The organism is Caballeronia fortuita (genome assembly GCF_001544835.2).
In the GTDB taxonomy this organism is placed as follows: Bacteria; Pseudomonadota; Gammaproteobacteria; order Burkholderiales; family Burkholderiaceae; genus Caballeronia; species Caballeronia fortuita.
On the sequence record NZ_FCNX02000001.1, the window covers coordinates 589,730 to 606,696 of the forward strand.

The following is a 16,967-nucleotide window of genomic DNA, read 5'->3' on the forward strand; positions in this document are numbered from 1 at the left end:
GCGCATATGTTTCTGCTGCAATTGGGCCTGATCGGTATCTGCATCGCGCTGCTGCCGCTGTCGTACGTATGGGTCAAGGCCGACGACGACAAATTCCGCAAGCTCGTCTGGCTGACGACCTTCCTCACGCTCGATCTCATCATGTTCGGCGGCTTCACGCGTCTGACCGATTCCGGCCTCGGCTGCCCGGACTGGCCCGGCTGCTACGGCACGTCGTCGCCGTTCATCGCGCATGCGCAGATTTCCGCCGCCTATCAGGCGATGCCTACCGGCCCCGTCAGCATGATGAAGGCGTGGATCGAGATGCTGCATCGCTATTTCGCGATGGCGATCGGCGTGCTCATCATCGCGCAAGTGCTCATCGCCTGGACGGCGCGCATCAAGAAGCGTCCGCTGCACGTGTCGCCTTGGTGGCCGACCGGCATTCTGCTGCTGATCCTGCTGCAAGGCGCGTTCGGCGCGTGGACCGTCACGTTGAAGCTGCAGCCGGTGATCGTCACGACGCATCTGCTGCTCGGACTCGCGCTACTCGCCGTACTCGGCTGGCTGGCGGCGCGCATGACGCCGATTCCATCGCCCGACTCGATTCCCGCTGCCGCCTCCGCGCGTTGGATGCCGGCCGCGGCATTCGGCTTGCTGCTGCTCGTCGTGCAGATCGCGCTCGGCGGCTGGGTCAGCACAAACTATGCGGTTCTAGCGTGCACGGACTTTCCACTCTGCAACGGCCAATGGGTTCCGCCGATGAACTTCGAGCATGGCTTCCATCTCTGGCGCGCGCTCGGCATGACCGGCGACGGCGACGTGATCTCGCAGGACGCGCTCGTCGCCATTCACTGGACGCATCGCACGTTCGCGGTCGTCGTCGTGCTGTATCTGCTGTGGCTGGCATCCAGACTGCGACGTTTCGAAGCGCTGCGAAAGCCTTCGAACGGCGTATTGTTGATGATCGTCGTCCAGTTCCTCACGGGCATGTCGAACATCGTGCTGCAGTGGCCGTTGCCGGTCGCGGTGGCGCACAACGGCGGGGCCGCGATCCTGTTGCTGTTACTCGTTATGCTAAACTTTCGAATCTCTTCCAGCCGTCCCGGCCGCGCCGCAGTTCCCGCGCGCGACGTCGTTTCAGCGTGACTCCACATCATGGATAGCACGACACTACATTCCCCTCTCGGTAGCCGCGCATCGCAGTATCTCGCACTGACGAAGCCGCGCGTGACGCAACTCGCCGTGTTCTGCGCCGTCATCGGCATGTTCCTGTCCACCCGCGGCATGGTGCCGTGGGACAAACTGATCGGCGGCGCCGTCGGCATCTGGCTGCTGGCGGGCGCGGCGTTCGCGATCAACTGTCTCGTCGAGCAGAAAGTCGATGCCAAGATGCGCCGCACCGCATGGCGTCCGTCCGCGCGCGGGCAGATCACGCCGGCGCAGATTTTGACGTTTTCGGCGGTGCTCGGCGGCATCGGCATGTGGACGCTCTACACGTTCACCAATCCGCTCACGATGTGGCTCACCATCGCCACGTTCGTCGGCTACGCGGTTATCTATACGCTGCTGCTCAAGCCTTATACGCCGCAGAACATCGTGATCGGCGGCGCATCGGGCGCGATGCCGCCCGCGCTTGGCTGGGCTGCCGTTACGGGCGCCGTGCCCGGCGACGCGTGGATTCTCGTCCTCATCATCTTCGTGTGGACGCCGCCGCATTTCTGGGCGCTCGCGCTGTATCGCCGCAAGGACTATGAGAACGCCGGCCTGCCGATGCTGCCGATCACGCATGGCGAAAAATACACGCTGCTCAACATCTTCCTCTACACGCTCGTGCTGTTCGCGGTCACGCTGATGCCGTATATCTCCGGCATGAGCGGCGTCGTGTATCTGGCGAGCGCGATCGCGCTGGGCGCGGGGTTCATCGGCTATGCGTGGAAGATGTATCGCAATTATTCCGATGCGCTCGCGCGCAAGACCTTCCGCTATTCAATCGTGTATCTGTCGCTGTTGTTCGGCGCGCTGCTCGTCGATCATTACGTCCGCACGGTGATCGGCGCATGACGGCCGTTCTTCGTCGCGTATTCGCGCTGCTGTTCGTGGCGGCGCTGCTTTCGGCGTGCGAGAAGGCGCCGGACTTCAAGAACCTCGATATCACCGGCAACAAGCAGTTCGGCAGCGATTTCTCATTGCCTGACACGCACGGCAAGACGCGCACGCTGGCGGACTTCAAGGGCAAGGCTGTCGTACTGTTCTTCGGCTACACGCATTGCCCGGACGTGTGCCCGACGACGCTCGCCGAACTCTCGCAAGCGATGCAGCAACTCGGCGACAAGTCGAAAGACGTGCAGGTGCTGATGGTCACCGTCGATCCCGCGCGCGACACGCCTGATCTGCTCGGTCAATACGTCGCGGCGTTCAACGGCTCGTATATCGGCTTGCGGCCCGCGAACGATGCGCAACTCGCGCAAGTCGCGAAGGACTTCCGTGTCTACTACGCGAAGTCGCAAGGCAAGACGGCCGACGATTACACGATGGACCACACCGCCGCAAGCTATGTCTTCGACAAGGACGGCAAGCTGCGTCTTTTCGCACGCGACGGGCAGGGCGTCGATCCGTGGGTTCACGACCTGAAGCTGTTGATCGACTGATCGGTTACTCGAACGATCTGCGAAAGTGGCCCGTGCGGCCACTTTTCGTTTCAGCCGTCCAATGACGGTTCTGGCAGGTTCAAACCGGGCGCGAGCCGCGTCGCCTTGAACTCGATTACATCGTAGTGCGCGAGCCCTTGTTGCGCGAACGGATCGTCCGCGATGATCGCGTCGAGGCGGTCACGCTCGATGCCCGACGCCAGGATAATGCCGCCTTCGCGCGGCACTTTCGGCCCCGCGACGACGAACACGCCAGCCGCGAAGTAGCGTTCGAGAAAGATGCGATGCGCCTCCAGGGCGTCGTCGATCTCGGCAAGCGCGCCCGTATAGCGCAGATTGATCACGTACATGATGAGAGTCGCCTCCGGAGTGCGAAAGGTTGTGACGTTCTGTCGCGATTCTATCCGCCCTTGCTGCGCGGGATATTCACATGAGCATTCTGTATTTTCCGTCGCACCAAAGCTGTGCGAACATCCATGACCCGGCTCGAATCGCGGGCCGGTGGCGCAATACGCAATCCCAGCAAGAACGCACCACTGAAACAGGAACACCATGCAGCGCAGAAATTTGCTCAAAGCCATTACCGCCATCGCCGCGTCCGCCGCGATGTTCACGAGCCTCGCCGCTCACGCCGACGACAAGGTGATCAAGGTCGGCACGATCAGCGGTCCCGACGCGCAGATCTGGCAAGTCGTGCAGAAGGTCGCGAAGCGCGAAGGGCTCAACGTCAAGGTCATCGAGTTCAACGACTACGTGCAGCCGAACGCCGCGCTCGACGCCGGCGATCTCGACGCGAACAGCTTCCAGCATCAGCCGTATCTGGACAGCCAGGTGAAGCAGCGCGGCTATAAGATCGTCAACGCCGGGCTGACGTATATCTCGCCGCTCGGCGTGTATTCGAAGAAGCTCAAGTCGCTGAAGGAATTGCCGCAAGGCGCGAAGGTCGCGGTGCCGAACGATCCGTCGAATGAGAATCGCGCGCTGCTGCTGTTGCAATCGCAAGGCGTTATCAAGCTGAAGGCGGGCGCCGGCACGAACGGCAACAGCGCGACCGCGCTCGACGTGGCGGAGAATCCGAAGAAGGTCAAGCTCGTCGAACTGGATGCCGCGCAATTGCCGCGCACACTCGCCGACGTCGATGCCGCTGCCATCAACACGAACTTCGCGCTCGCGGCCGGCCTGCAACCGACCAAGGACGCGATCGCGCTCGAGGACGTGCACAGCCCTTACGCGAACCTCATCGCCGTGCGCGCGAAGGACAAGGATCAGCCGTGGGTGAAGAAGCTGGTCGCGGCTTACCAGTCCGAAGACGTGCGGCAGTTTCTGAAGAGCGAGTTCAAGGGCTCGGTCGTTCCTTCGTTCTGAGCGCGATCTTGCGTGTATCTGCTACGGCGTCCTGACGGACGCCGTTTCTCTTTAGTCGACGATCACCTGCTGCAACGCACGTTGCCAGAGAATGCCGTTCGACCCTTCCTGTACCGGCGTGAAGCCGGTCCGCAGGAAAAGGGCGCAAAGATCTTCCTGAGGTTCGTCGAGACGGCAGACAAGCTGCTCGTAGCGCGCGCCGTACGCGAAATTCGTGCATGCCGCGACGAGGCGCTCGCCGAGTCCGCGCCGCCGCGCGCCCGGTTCGACGAACAACAAGTCGATGCGCGCCCGCGTCTCGGATTCCGCCGCCAGTATGACGGCGCCGACGCGCGTGGCGTTGGGCTGCTCCGCCACCCAGCACGCGATGCGCGGCGTGTTCGCCTGCATCTCCGACAGAAAGTTCGCGACCAGCTGCGATGCGATTGCCTCGTTGGAGAGTTTCGTGCGATCCCACGTACAAAGATGCGCCAGACGCTCGATCATCCAGCCGAAGTCTCCGCCGCGCGGCACGCGCAGCCGGGTTTCGCCATCGGCGCGTGCCGGCGAAAGCAGCCGTTCGACATCGGCCATCGCGGTACATAACTGATCGATCTCGGCGGCGCCCAGCCGCTTGAGCAGCGTGGCGGTTTCGGCCGACACGTGCAGATCGATTTCGTCGACCTGAGCTTTGGCCTCGGGCGTGATGTGCAGCAGATGCGCGCGGCCATCCAGCTCGTTCTTTCGCCGCACCACCAGCCCGAGTTTCTGGAAGTTGTTGATCAGCCTGCTCAGATACCCGGTATCGAGCCCGAGGTTGCGCGACAAGTCGGCAGCAGTAGTGGCGCGTTCTTCTGCCAGTTCGTGAAGAATGCGTACTTCAGTCAATGAAAAAGAGCTTTGATGCAGCCTTTCGTGGAGCGCCCCTGTATGGCGTGCATAAAAGCGGTTGAAGCGACGCACTGCGTCGACGGCCCGGCCCGGATCGGAATAGCCCATTGCGTTAGTCTCTCTCGTTGGTCTTGTTGAAATTAATTGCGAATCCGAACTAATGTATGCATTGTGCCAAATAAGAACGGCCGTGCGAATACGAAAATGCCCCAAAAAATGGGTTGGTCGACAGTTCAGGAACCAGTCAGGAAAGTGGACCGAAGGTACGGGAAAGTCCCGATAGCCGTCTTGTTCTCAATCGATTCACTAAAAATACTTTAACTCATTGATTTTTATAGGATAGCTACCCTGCATCTGATGTCGAGCTTTAACGTTGACTGGTATTATGTTGGTTATATAATGGGCTCCACTTCGGCAGGTAGGGGCGTTAGATGGAGAACCGCTGGCAGGACTTGACGCCCGACGCGAGCAGCGATACGCCGCTTTATCTTCAACTGGCCTCGCGTCTCGCCAAGGCGGTGCACGCGGGGAACTGGGCGGCGGGCGAGGCGTTGCCTTCGGAACGCACGCTGTCCGAGCGTGTCGGCGTTTCGCGCATTACGGCGAGAAAAGCCATCGCGCTGCTCGTCGAGCAAGGCCTGATCAGGCGCGTGCGCGGCGCGGGCAGTTTCATCACGCCGCGCGTCGAAGATCCGCTGTCCCGGCTGACGGGCTTCACCCGCAAGATGGAACAGCGCGGCTTCCTGCCGGACTCGATCTGGCTCGACCGCGGCGTGCGCGCGGCGAATCGCGACGAAACCGTGCAACTCGGCCTGTCGCCGGGCGCGGCCGTCGCGAGCCTGAGGCGGTTACGGCGCGCGGACGGCATCGTGATGGCGGTCGAGCAGTCGACCTTGCCTGTGGCAGTGGTGCCGGACCCGCTCGCGATCGGCGCGTCGCTGTACCGGTATCTGGAGGAGCGCGGGACGTCGGTGGTGCGCGCGTTGCAGCACTTCCGCGCGGTGAACGCCGGCGTCGAAACCGCACGGCTGATGGGCGTGGCGCCTCGCGCGGCATTGCTGGTGATCACGCGCATCGGCTATTCGGCGGATCAGCGCGCGATCGAATTGACGGACACCTATTGCCGCGACGACTACTACGACTTCGTCGCGGAGCTGCATCGATAAGCGTCGGGACAGACGCGCATCGCGGAAACGCATCAAGACATCAAGAAAGAGAACGAGAGGACCCAAGGAAGCCGTTCGCTTCTTTCGTAACGAAAGCCTGCTCGCAGCACGGCGCGAATGGCACTGAACCTCATCCATGCATCGCGTACTTCCAGAGATATTCATGCTGAAAGGAAACATACTCACAACGGACGGCTGGATTCACGGCTCGGTCCGTTTCGAAAACGGGCGCGTGACGGCGCTCGAAGGCCACATCGCCGATCCGCTCGCCAACGACGCGCCGTACATCCTGCCGGGCTTCATCGACCTGCATGTGCACGGCGGCGGCGGCCGCGACATCATGGAAGGCGGCGACGCGGCCGACACCGTCGCGCGACAGCACGCGCAACACGGCACGACGAGCCTGCTCGCCACGACGATGACCGCGCCGCGCGACGAGCTCATGGCCGTCGTCGCGGGCCTGGGCGAACAGGCGAAGCACCGTGCTTCGGGCGGCGCGCGCATGCTGGGCGTGCATCTGGAAGGCCCGTATATCAATCCCGGCAAGCTCGGCGCGCAGCCGGACGCCGCTGCCGTCGCGGTGCGCGATGAAGTGCTGAAGTATCTCGATCTCGCGCCGATCCGCGTCGTCACGATCGCGCCGGAAATCTCCGGACATCTCGACATCATCGCCGACCTCGCCGCGCGCGGCGTGCGCGTGCAACTCGGCCATTCGCTCGGCACTTATGACGACGCCGTGAACGCGCTCAAGCACGGCGCGCGCGGCTTCACGCATCTCTTCAACGCGATGTCGCCGCTGCATCATCGCGATCCCGGCATGGTCGGCGCGGCGCTCGCGCATGCGGAGTACGCCGAACTCATTCCCGACCTGTTGCACGTGCATCCGGGCGCGATCCGCGCCGCGATGCGCGCGATTCCGCGCCTCTACGTCGTGACCGACAGCACGTCGGCGGCCGGCATGCCCGACGGCGAATATCGCCTCGGCAGCCAGCACGTCACCAAGTGCATGGGCGGCGTGCGTCTCGCGGACGGCACGCTCGCCGGCAGCACCCTGACGATGGATCAGGCGCTGCGCAATCTCGTCTCGCTGGGCATTCCGCTCGCGGACGTCTCGAATCGCCTGTCGCGTTTCCCCGCCGACTATCTCGGACTCGAAGACCGCGGCCGCATCGCGCGCGGCGCTTGGGCCGATCTCGTCGTGCTCGACCGGGACCACGCGCTGACCGCTACATATGTCGAAGGAGAATCAATTGTCGAATATGCTTAATGAGGCGCTAGAGTCCGCCGACGTCGTCGCGGCCCAGCTCGCCGATACCTCGCGCATCGAAGCGCTCGCCGAGAAGCTCAAGGAGCAGCCGCGCAACGTGGCGCTGACCGTCGCGCGCGGCAGCTCGGACCATGCAGCCAGTTACTTCGCAAGCCTGACGATGAGCCGCATCGGCGTGCCGGTCGCATCGCTGCCGATGTCGGTCGCCACGTTGCAGCAGGCGCCGCTGCGCGTCTCCGGGCAACTGGCCGTCGCGTTCTCGCAATCGGGCAAGAGCCCCGACCTCGTCGGCACGATGCAGGCGCTGCGCGACGCGGGCGCGTTCACCGTCGCCGCCGTCAACGTGACCGGCTCGCCGCTCGAAAACGCGTGCGAGTACTTTCTGCCCTTGCTCGCCGGTCCCGAGCTTTCCGTCGCGGCGACGAAGAGCTATATCGCGATGCTGTCGCTGTCGGCGATCGTGATCGCGCACGTGCAGCGCGACGTCGAATTGCTGAAGGCGCTCGAGTCGCTGCCGGAGAAGCTGCGCGCGGCGGGCAAGCTCGACTGGACGCGTGCCGTCGATGAACTGAAGAACGTCGACCGCATGATCGTGATCGGCCGGGGACTCGGTCTTGCGATCGCACAGGAAGCTGCGCTCAAGCTGAAGGAAACGTCGGGCATTCAGGCCGAGGCGTTCTCTAGCGCCGAAGTGCGTCATGGTCCGATGGAAATCATCGACCGCGACTATCCGCTACTCGTATTCGCGCCGCGCGGGCCGGAGCAGGCGGGTCTCGTCCAGCTCGCCGCCGACATGCGCGCGCGCGGCGCGCGCGTGCTGCTCGCTGCGCCGGACGACGTCGCGCAGGCGGAACTGCCGCTCGTCGCCACCGATCATCCGGCGCTCGACCCGATCGCCGCAGTCCTTTCGTTCTACGTGATGGCCGCGGGCCTGGCCGCCGCGCGCGGGCGCAATCCCGACGCGCCGCGCCACCTGAACAAGGTCACCGAAACCCATTGAGTGAGACAACCCGATGCGCCGTGCCGAGGAGTCACTGTTGAACCATTCCATCGATAACCCGAACGACGTGGTGCTGCTCGCGCCGTTCGCCGGTCCCGTCGTGCCGCTCGCCGACGTGCCCGATCCCGTGTTCGCCGAGGGCATGTTCGGCGACGGCATCGGCATCGACCCGCTCGACAACGTGCTCGTCGCGCCTTGCGACGGCGTCGTCACGCATCTCGCGCGCACGCATCACGCGGTCACGCTGCGCACGAAGGAAGGCGCGGAAATTCTCGTGCATATCGGGATCGACACGGTCGAGCTGGGCGGCAAGGGATTCACGCCGAAGGTTCAGCAGGGCGCGACGGTGCGCGCGGGAGAACCGCTCATCGAATTCGACGCGGACTTCGTCGCGCAGCACGCGCCGAGCCTCGTTTCGGTGATCGCGATCGCCAATGGCGATGCCTTCGACGTCACCGATCGCGCCAGCCGCGGCATGGTGAAGGCGGGCGCGCGCCTGCTCGTGTTGCGGGCGAAAGACGGCGAGAAAGCCGAAACGGCGCGTGCGGGCGCGGTCGTGCTCGAGGAGGCGCGCCGCGCCCTGACACTGGCTCACGCGGGCGGCCTGCATGCGCGTCCGGCGGCGCGGGCGCGCGAAGCGGCGCGCGGCTTCGACGCGAAGGTCGAAGTGCGTTACGAAGGCAAGAAGGCACCGGTGGAAAGCGTCGTCGGTCTGCTCGGACTCGGTGCGGGCGAGGGCGCGACCATCGAACTCGTCGGCATTGGCAACGAGGCGCGGCAAGCGGTCGAAGCGGTCGCCGCCGAGTTGCTGCGCGCGGCGCAGGGCGAAGTCGAAGAGACGCCCGCGCGCGCGAAGTCTCCCGCGCCGGCCGTGCAGGCCACGCGCACGGGCGAACCGTTGCCGCCGAACACGCTCGCAGGCGTGTGCGCGGCGCCGGGCATCGCGGTCGGCAAGCTGGTGCGCTGGGACGATCAGGAGATCGTGCCGCCGGAGCAGGCGAGCGGTCAGTCGGCGGCGGAAAGCCGGGCGCTCGATAAAGCCATCGCCCAGGTCGATGCCGAACTCGGCGAAACCGTCCGCACCGCGTCGCAGCGTGGCGCGGTCGGCGAGGCGGGCATCTTCGCGGTGCATCGCGTGCTGCTCGAGGACCCGACGCTCGTCGATGCCGCGCGCGATCTCATCAGCCTCGGCAAGAGCGCGGGCTTCGCGTGGCGCGAGGCGATCCGCGCGCAGATTGCGCTGCTGTCGAACGTGCAGGACGACCTGCTCGCCGAGCGCGCGGCCGATTTGCGCGACATCGAAAAGCGCGTTTTGCGCGCGCTCGGTCTCACCAACACGGCGGCGCGCGAACTGCCGCAGGAAGCCGTGCTCGCCGCCGTCGAATTCACGCCGTCCGATCTTTCGTCGCTCGACCGCACGCGCGTCACCGCGCTCGTGATGGCGCGCGGCGGCGCGACCTCGCACGCGGCGATCATCGCGCGGCAGATCGGCATTCCGGCGCTCGTCGCGATCGGCGATGCGCTGCACGCGATTCCCGAAGGCACGCAAGTCGTCGTCGATGCATCCGCGGGACGGGTCGAGCACGCACCGAGCACGCTGGACGTCGAACGCGCGCGCAACGAACGCGACCGGCTCGCGGGCGTGCGCGAAGCGAACCGCAAGTTGTCGCAAGAGACGGCGGCGACGAAAGACGGGCGGCAGATCGAAGTCGCCGCGAACATCGCGACGCTCGACGACGCGAAGGCCGCCGTCGAAAACGGCGCCGATGCCGTTGGCCTGTTGCGCACGGAACTGCTGTTCATCCATCGCCAGTCGGCGCCGACGGTCGCGGAGCACGCGCAAAGCTATCAGGGCATCGTCGATGCGTTGCAGGGCCGCACGGCGATCATCCGCACGCTCGACGTTGGCGCGGACAAGGAAGTCGATTATCTGACCTTGCCGCCCGAAGAGAATCCGGCGCTCGGCCTGCGCGGTATCCGGCTCGCGCAAGTGCGCCCCGATCTGCTCGACGACCAACTGCGCGGCCTGCTCGCCGTGAAGCCTGTCGGCGCGGTGCGCATCCTTCTGCCGATGGTCACCGATTCCGGCGAGTTGCAGCGCCTGCGCGCGCGCATCGACGAACTGGCGCGCGAAGCGGGCCGCACCGAACCGATCGAAGTGGGCGTGATGATCGAAGTGCCGTCGGCGGCGCTGCTTTCCGATCAACTCGCGAAACACGCGGATTTTCTCTCGATCGGCACCAACGATCTCACGCAGTACACGCTCGCGATGGACCGCTGCCAGCCCGATCTCGCCGCGCAGTCCGACGGCCTGCATCCGGCCGTGCTGCGTCTCATCAAGGCGGCGGTGCAAGGCGCGGAGAAACACGGCAAATGGGTCGGCGTGTGCGGCGCGCTCGGCGGCGATCCGGTCGCGGCGCCCTTGCTCATCGGGCTCGGCGTGACGGAATTGTCGGTCGATCCGGTGTCCGTGCCCGGCATCAAGGCGCGTGTGCGCAATCTCGATTACCAACTGTGCCGTCAGCGCGCCGAGGATTGCCTCGCGCTCGAGTCAGCACAGGCAGTAAGAGCGGCAAGCCGCGAAATCTGGCCGCAGGACTAAACGTCCGTCCCGCAGCCGTCGCAGCGAGCTTGTTTTGTAACCCCGAAGCAGCAAAGACAAGACCTATATTTTTGGAGAACCCGATGGACGCCAACCCGTTTGCAAAGATGCAGCGACTAGGCCGCGCGCTGATGCTGCCGATCGCCGTACTACCGGTGGCCGGCCTGCTTTTGCGCCTTGGCCAGCCCGATGTCTTCAACATCAAGATGATCGCCGATGCCGGCGACGCGATCTTCACCAATCTGCCGCTGCTGTTCGCAATCGGCGTGGCGGTGGGCTTCGCGAAGGACAACAACGGCACGGCGGGTCTCGCCGGCGCGATCGGCTATCTCATCGAAGTGGCCGTGATGAAGGACATCAACGACAAGCTCAACATGGGCGTGCTGTCGGGGATCATCGCCGGTATGGTGGCCGGCTACCTGTATAACCGCTACAAGGACATCAAGCTGCCCGAGTATCTGGCGTTCTTCGGCGGCAAGCGCTTCGTGCCGATCGTCACCGGCGTCGCGTGTCTCGTGCTCGGCATCGTCTTCGGCTATATCTGGCAGCCGGTGCAGGCGGCGATCGACGGCGCGGGCAACTGGCTCACGACGGCCGGCGCGCTCGGCACCTTCGTGTTCGGCGTGCTGAACCGCATCCTGCTCGTGACGGGTCTGCATCACATCATCAACTCGCTCGCGTGGTTCGTGTTCGGCTCGTTCACGCCGCCCGACGGTGGCGCGGTCGTGCACGGCGATCTGCATCGCTTCTTTGCGGGCGATAAAACCGCAGGCGGCTTCATGACGGGTTTCTTCCCGGTGATGATGTTCGGCCTGCCGGCAGCCTGTCTCGCGATGTTCCATGAAGCGCCGAAGGAGCGGCGCGCGATCGTCGGCGGCTTGCTGTTCTCGATGGCACTGACCGCGTTCCTGACGGGCGTCACCGAGCCGATCGAGTACAGCTTCATGTTCCTCGCGCCGGTGCTCTACGCGATCCACGCCGTGCTGACGGGCCTGTCGCTCGCGATCTGCTCGGCGCTCGGCATCCACCTGGGCTTCACGTTCTCGGCGGGCGCGATCGATTACGTGCTGAACTACGGCTTGTCGCAGCGCGGATGGCTGGCGCTCGTGATCGGCGCGGTGTACTTCGTCATCTACTACGGCCTGTTCCGCTTCTTCATCCGCAAGTTCAACATGGCGACGCCGGGCCGCGAGCCCGCAACGACCGACGCCCAGACCGATGCCGATACGACCGTCGCAGGCGGTCTGATTCCGCCGGTTCCGGGTGCGGCCGTGTCGGCTTCGAACTCGCGCGCGGCACGGTACATCGCGGCACTCGGCGGCGCGTCCAACCTGTCGCTCGTCGATGCCTGCACGACGCGTCTGCGTCTGTCGGTCGTGGATTCGGAGAAGGTGTCGGAAGCGCAGTTGAAGACGGTCGGCGCGCGCGGCGTGTTGAAGCGCGGTGCGACCAACGTGCAGGTGATCATCGGGCCGGAAGCCGACTTGATCGCCGATGAAATCCGCAGCGAACTGGAACATTCGTCGACGCGCGGCGCGACGCCCGCCTCGTCGACGCCGGCGCAACCGGTGGCAGCAGCCAGCGCCGATCAGACGCCCGGCCCGCTCGATCCGGATCCCTTCCGCTGGCTCGCGGTGTTCGGCGGCGCGACCAACGTCGCGGCGCTCGACGCGGTGGCGCAGACGCGCCTGCGCGTGGTCGTGCGCGATCCGTCGGCGGTGGATCGTCAGCGTCTGTCTTCGCTCGACGTGGCGTGGGTGTCGGCGGATACGTTCCACATCGTCGTGGGCTCGGCGGCGCAACGCTATGCGACGCAACTGTCTGCGCGTCTGCCCGGTGGCACCGGCGGCACGGCGCCGTTGCCTGCCTGATGTGCTAGTGGCCGGCTGACCCGGTGGTCGAGAGCGAACGGCACCTTCGGGTGCCGTTCGCTTTTTCGGGCGCCGACAAAGAAAAAGCCCGCCGTCTCATCGACGGCGGGCTTCGTAGTTTCTGCTACAGCACAGTCAGGGGTTACGCGTAGTCGTGCAGTGCCGAGCGCATCTTCTTCATCGCGCTCGCTTCGATCTGGCGAATGCGCTCCGCCGATACGCCGAATTCGTCGGCCAGTTCGTGCAGCGTCTTGCCGCCCGAGCCGTCGTCTTCCACGTCGAGCCAACGCGCCTTGATGATGCGGCGGCTGCGCTCATCCAGCGATTCGAGCGCGTCGGCGAGGCCGTCGCTTTGCAGCTTGTCGAACTGGCGCGAGGCGATCACGTTGGTCGGCTCGTTGTGCGAGTCTGCCAGGTAGGCGATAGGTGCGAACGCTTCCTCGCCATCTTCCACCTGGCCTTCGAGCGCGATGTCGCCGCCCGAGAGACGCGTTTCCATCTCCGCCACTTCCTCGCGCTTCACGTTCAGCTCGCTCGCGAGACCTTCGATCTCGTCCGGCGTGAATGCCGAATGGCTGGTCTTGTGGCTGCGCAGGTTGAAGAACAGCTTGCGCTGCGCCTTGGTCGTCGCGACCTTCACCATGCGCCAGTTGCGCAGGATGTACTCGTGAATCTCGGCCTTGATCCAGTGCATTGCATACGACACCAGGCGCACGTTTTGCTCAGGGTCGAAGCGCTTCACGGCCTTCATCAGACCGATATTGCCTTCCTGGATCAGGTCGGCGTGCGGCAGTCCGTAACCGAGATAGTTACGGGCGATCGACACGACGAGGCGCAGGTGCGATAGCACCAGCTGGCGAGCAGCATTCAGATTGCCCTGCTCGCGAAATTCGGTGGCGTACTGACGTTCCTCTGCCTGCGACAGCATAGGAATGCGGTTCACTGCTTGTATGTATGAATCGATGTTGCCGATCTGGCCGGTCAGCATCGACGACTGTGCGTACGTCAGCGCGCCTGCCGAAGATGCCTTGGCAGGTGCCGAGCTCACAACATTCGGAAGGTTCATCGCATTGGTCACGCTCATAAGCTCCTTATAACAATTCACGTGCCGCTTAAGAAACGCGGCAAGTCAGACACGATATTAGCACTCCGGTTCATCGAGTGCTAAGTGTTAGAGCGAAGGGATATGTGAGAGTTCCCACAAAATCTATCGGATTTGCGGGATCAATAGGACAGACCGTTGCGCGCATAGCAGCACAAAATACCGGTATCGACGACGGATTCGAATAACTTACCGGTTCTGTGCGTCGCGGCGAAAGAATATTCAACTAAACGAACTGCGAGGATACGATTTCTGCAAATGTTTCAGAACGTCACTAGAATCGCCAGACGGCTGAAGTTTGTGAAACACGCCCGTCTTCCGAGTAAATGGGGTGGTCATGCATAAAAACAAGAGTTCGTGGCATCGCCCGCTGGCGCGCGTGGCGGTGTGTGCTGCTTTCGGCTTCGCGTCGGCGGCGGCGCATGCCGATCGCTTCGGCCTTCAGTTTGCGGGCGGCGTGGCCGACCGCGATATCAAGAAAGCCGATCTCGGCGTGACCTGGGATCCGGGCCTGACGTGGTGGGAGATCGGCGGATTTCATTTCACGCTGGTCGGCGAAGGACACGTTTCGTACTGGCACACCACCGAGGACAACGCCGTTCACTCGAACATCTGGGAGTTCGGCGTGACGCCGGTCGTGCGCTTCGTGAAGAGCGCGGGCTACTTCCGGCCGTTCATCGAGGCGGGCGTCGGCGTGCGTCTGCTTTCGCATACGCGGATCACCGAAGATTTCAGCGTGGCGACGGCGTTCCAGTTCGCAGACATGGTGGGCGTCGGCATGATCTTCGGCGACAAACAGAACTATCAGGTCGGCTATCGGTTCCAGCATCTGTCGAACGGCGGTATCAAAGAGCCGAATCCTGGTATAAATTTCAGCCAGCTATATCTGCAATACAACTTCTGACGGGGCGCCGGCGCATCGGTTCCTCGACACAAGGGGAATCGACAGATGCCGGCAAAAACCATTGAGGCCATCCGTGGCCTCGAGCGCGATCGTTTCCGTGCCATGGTCGAAGGCGACGGCCCGGCGCTGGACGCGCTGCTGGCCGAGAACGTCAGCTACGTCCACACGAACGGCAAGCGGGAGACGAAGCGCCAGTTCATCGACGCGATCACCGCGGGCCGACGCCGCTATCGCCAGATCGAAATCCAGTCGCAGGACGTGCTGCCCGCCGGGCGCGATACCTGTCTCGTTTCGGGGCGCGCGTTGATCGAGATGGAATCGAAGAACGGCGCGCTGCTGTTTCCGATCGCCTACACCGCCGTTCACGTGCAAACCGAAGGCCAGTGGCAACTCCTCGCGCTGCAGGCGACGCGCGTGGCGCTCGAATAGCCACGCGCTTTACTTCCCGATTTACGCCGACAGTCCCGTCAAGCTTCGACTGCTTCGTCCTGCCGGGCGTTCGCCGCGATGCGCCCGGAGCGGTTGACCGCGCTCACGACGGCATCGGCGACGGCGAGCGCCGGATTCGCGTGAACCGCGACGCCGAAGCGCGTCGGGCCGTCGCCGACGCGGCAGCCGACGAAGGCCGCCGTATCGCCGCTCGCCGTCACGGACGTTTCGAACCAGTTGACGTTCGCGTCCGCGCCGAGCGCGGCGGCGACGGCCTGTGCGTAAGCGTCGCCGCTCGCCGCGTTCGCCGCCGGCGCGATCGCGACGCGCTTGTCGAACACCGACAGCGTCGAAACGTCCACACGCGATACCGGCCCGCCCGCGTCGAAATATTCGCGCCGGAAGAGCTCGCAGATCGCTTCGCCGCTGATTTCCGCTCCGGATGCATCGGTGACTTTCTGAACCGCGTGACTGAACTCGATCTGCACGCGGCGCGGCGGCGTGAAGCCAAGGCCGCGTTCGAGCAGATAGGTGGAGCCGCCCTTGCCGGACTGGCTGTTCACGCGAATCACGGCGTCGTAGCTGCGGCCGAGATCGGCGGGATCGATCGGCAAATAGGGCACTTCCCACACCGTACCCGGCACGCGCTGCGCGAAACCCTTGCGGATCGCGTCCTGATGCGAACCCGAAAATGCCGTGAACACGAGATCGCCCGCATACGGATGACGCGGATGCACCGGAATCTGGTTGCATCGCTCGACGACGCGGCGCACGGCGTCGATGTCGGAGAAATCGAGGCCCGGATCGATGCCCTGCGTATAGAGATTCATCGCGAGCGTGACGAGATCGACGTTGCCGGTGCGCTCGCCGTTGCCGAAGAGACATCCTTCGATGCGGTCCGCGCCCGCGAGCAGGGCCATCTCGGCCGCCGCGACCGCCGTGCCGCGATCGTTATGCGGATGCACCGACAACACGATGCTGTCGCGAAAGCCCATGTTGCGGTCCATCCACTCGATCTGATCGGCGAACACGTTGGGCATTGCCGCTTCGACCGTGGCGGGGAGATTCACGATCATCTTGTGATCGGGCGTCGGACGCCACATTTGCGCGACGGCGTCGCAGACCTCGCGCGCGAACGAGAGTTCGGTCATGCTGAAGGTCTCGGGCGAGTATTGATAGATCCAGTGCGTGTCCGGCCGCGCCGCCGCGCATTCCTTGATGATGCGCGTGCCTTCGACCGCCAGCGCCTTCACTTCGTCCTTCGACTGATTGAATACGATCTTGCGGAACGACGGCGCGATCGCGTTGTAGAGATGCACGATCACGCGCCTCGCGCCTTCGACGGCTTCGAACGTGCGCTCGATCAGTTCGCGGCGCGACTGCACGAGCACTTCGATGGTCACGTCGTCGGGGATGCGCTTTTCGTCGATCAGCTTGCGCACGAAGTCGAAATCGGTCTGCGATGCCGACGGGAATCCCACCTCGATTTCCTTGAACCCGATCCTCACCAGCATCTCGAAGAATTCGAGCTTGGAGGCGATGCTCATCGGCTCGATCAGCGACTGGTTGCCGTCGCGCAGATCGGTGCTCATCCAGATGGGCGCGCGCTCGATCGTGCGGTTGGGCCAGCGGCGGCCATTCAGACGGACTTGCGGAAACGGGCGGTATTTCTCGGCGGGGTTCGGCATCATGATCGTCGATCTCTCTTCGGGCGGTTTGCGTAGCGTCTGCGAGAGAGGCCGTGTCCGGCGGCTGGCCGGG

At 64.2% G+C, this 16,967-nt stretch carries 15 protein-coding genes; 11 read left to right on the forward strand and 4 right to left on the reverse strand.

The window, feature by feature from the left end:
• Positions 1 to 6: 6 nt before the first annotated feature.
• From AWB77_RS02790 to AWB77_RS02800, 3 genes are read left to right on the forward strand one after another with little or no spacing between them, the layout of a single operon-like run.
• Positions 7 to 1,128 (forward strand): COX15/CtaA family protein, encoded by a 1,122-nt coding sequence (locus tag AWB77_RS02790; protein ID WP_061132832.1) that lies wholly within the window; start codon positions 7 to 9, stop codon positions 1,126 to 1,128.
• Positions 1,129 to 1,137: 9 nt separating this feature from the next.
• Positions 1,138 to 2,043 (forward strand): heme o synthase, encoded by a 906-nt coding sequence (gene cyoE / locus AWB77_RS02795; RefSeq protein WP_061132833.1) that lies wholly within the window; start codon positions 1,138 to 1,140, stop codon positions 2,041 to 2,043.
• Positions 2,040 to 2,630: an SCO family protein gene (locus AWB77_RS02800; protein WP_061132834.1), complete on the forward strand. Its 591-nt coding sequence runs from the start codon at positions 2,040 to 2,042 to the stop codon at positions 2,628 to 2,630. Before cyoE ends, AWB77_RS02800 begins: the two co-directional genes overlap by 4 nt.
• A 50-nt stretch (positions 2,631 to 2,680) precedes the next feature.
• On the opposite strand, the gene AWB77_RS02805 is transcribed toward AWB77_RS02800, so the two are convergent.
• Complete coding sequence (locus AWB77_RS02805; protein WP_061132835.1) at positions 2,681 to 2,980, reverse strand: YciI family protein; 300 nt, start codon at positions 2,978 to 2,980, stop codon at positions 2,681 to 2,683.
• 202 nt (positions 2,981 to 3,182) lie between these two features.
• On the opposite strand from AWB77_RS02805, the gene AWB77_RS02810 reads away from it, so the two are divergent.
• Positions 3,183 to 3,995 carry a MetQ/NlpA family ABC transporter substrate-binding protein gene (locus AWB77_RS02810; RefSeq protein ID WP_061132836.1) on the forward strand — a complete coding sequence of 271 codons (813 nt, stop codon included), beginning with the start codon at positions 3,183 to 3,185 and terminating at the stop codon, positions 3,993 to 3,995.
• A 51-nt stretch (positions 3,996 to 4,046) separates the two neighbouring features.
• On the opposite strand, the gene AWB77_RS02815 is transcribed toward AWB77_RS02810, so the two are convergent.
• Positions 4,047 to 5,078: a bifunctional helix-turn-helix transcriptional regulator/GNAT family N-acetyltransferase gene (locus AWB77_RS02815; protein ID WP_244158394.1), complete on the reverse strand. Its 1,032-nt coding sequence runs from the start codon at positions 5,076 to 5,078 to the stop codon at positions 4,047 to 4,049.
• A gap of 218 nt (positions 5,079 to 5,296) precedes the next feature.
• Between AWB77_RS02815 and AWB77_RS02820 the strand changes: the two genes are divergently transcribed.
• The 5 genes from AWB77_RS02820 (at position 5,297) to nagE (ending at position 12,771) form a co-directional block, all read left to right on the forward strand.
• Positions 5,297 to 6,031: a GntR family transcriptional regulator gene (locus AWB77_RS02820; RefSeq protein WP_061132838.1), complete on the forward strand. Its 735-nt coding sequence runs from the start codon at positions 5,297 to 5,299 to the stop codon at positions 6,029 to 6,031.
• 163 nt (positions 6,032 to 6,194) lie between these two features.
• The gene (nagA, locus tag AWB77_RS02825; protein ID WP_061132839.1) at positions 6,195 to 7,298 is read left to right on the forward strand and encodes an N-acetylglucosamine-6-phosphate deacetylase; all 1,104 of its coding nucleotides are present in this window, start codon (positions 6,195 to 6,197) and stop codon (positions 7,296 to 7,298) included.
• Positions 7,291 to 8,298 (forward strand): SIS domain-containing protein, encoded by a 1,008-nt coding sequence (locus AWB77_RS02830; RefSeq protein ID WP_061132840.1) that lies wholly within the window; start codon positions 7,291 to 7,293, stop codon positions 8,296 to 8,298. The genes nagA and AWB77_RS02830 overlap by 8 nt, the downstream gene beginning before the upstream one ends.
• A 13-nt stretch (positions 8,299 to 8,311) precedes the next feature.
• A complete protein-coding gene (ptsP, locus tag AWB77_RS02835; protein ID WP_061132841.1) occupies positions 8,312 to 10,900 on the forward strand; it encodes a phosphoenolpyruvate--protein phosphotransferase in 2,589 nt (862 codons plus the stop codon).
• Positions 10,901 to 10,983: 83 nt separating this feature from the next.
• Entirely contained in the window at positions 10,984 to 12,771 is a 1,788-nt protein-coding gene (gene nagE, locus AWB77_RS02840) for an N-acetylglucosamine-specific PTS transporter subunit IIBC (protein ID WP_061132842.1), read from the forward strand.
• A 142-nt stretch (positions 12,772 to 12,913) separates the two neighbouring features.
• Here the strand turns inward: nagE and rpoH are convergent, their stop codons facing one another.
• Entirely contained in the window at positions 12,914 to 13,855 is a 942-nt protein-coding gene (gene rpoH / locus AWB77_RS02845; protein ID WP_374728670.1) for an RNA polymerase sigma factor RpoH, read from the reverse strand.
• Positions 13,856 to 14,210: 355 nt separating this feature from the next.
• Between rpoH and AWB77_RS02850 the strand changes: the two genes are divergently transcribed.
• Together AWB77_RS02850 and AWB77_RS02855 are read left to right on the forward strand one after the other, a co-directional pair.
• Positions 14,211 to 14,777, forward strand: a complete 567-nt coding sequence (locus AWB77_RS02850; RefSeq protein ID WP_061132843.1) for an acyloxyacyl hydrolase — start codon at positions 14,211 to 14,213, stop codon at positions 14,775 to 14,777.
• A 45-nt stretch (positions 14,778 to 14,822) separates the two neighbouring features.
• Entirely contained in the window at positions 14,823 to 15,206 is a 384-nt protein-coding gene (locus tag AWB77_RS02855) for a nuclear transport factor 2 family protein (protein ID WP_008351729.1), read from the forward strand.
• A gap of 38 nt (positions 15,207 to 15,244) precedes the next feature.
• Here the strand turns inward: AWB77_RS02855 and leuA are convergent, their stop codons facing one another.
• On the reverse strand, positions 15,245 to 16,897 hold the full coding sequence (gene leuA, locus AWB77_RS02860; RefSeq protein ID WP_061132844.1) for a 2-isopropylmalate synthase: 1,653 nt from the start codon (positions 16,895 to 16,897) through the stop codon (positions 15,245 to 15,247).
• Between the last annotated feature and the right edge of the window lie 70 nt (positions 16,898 to 16,967).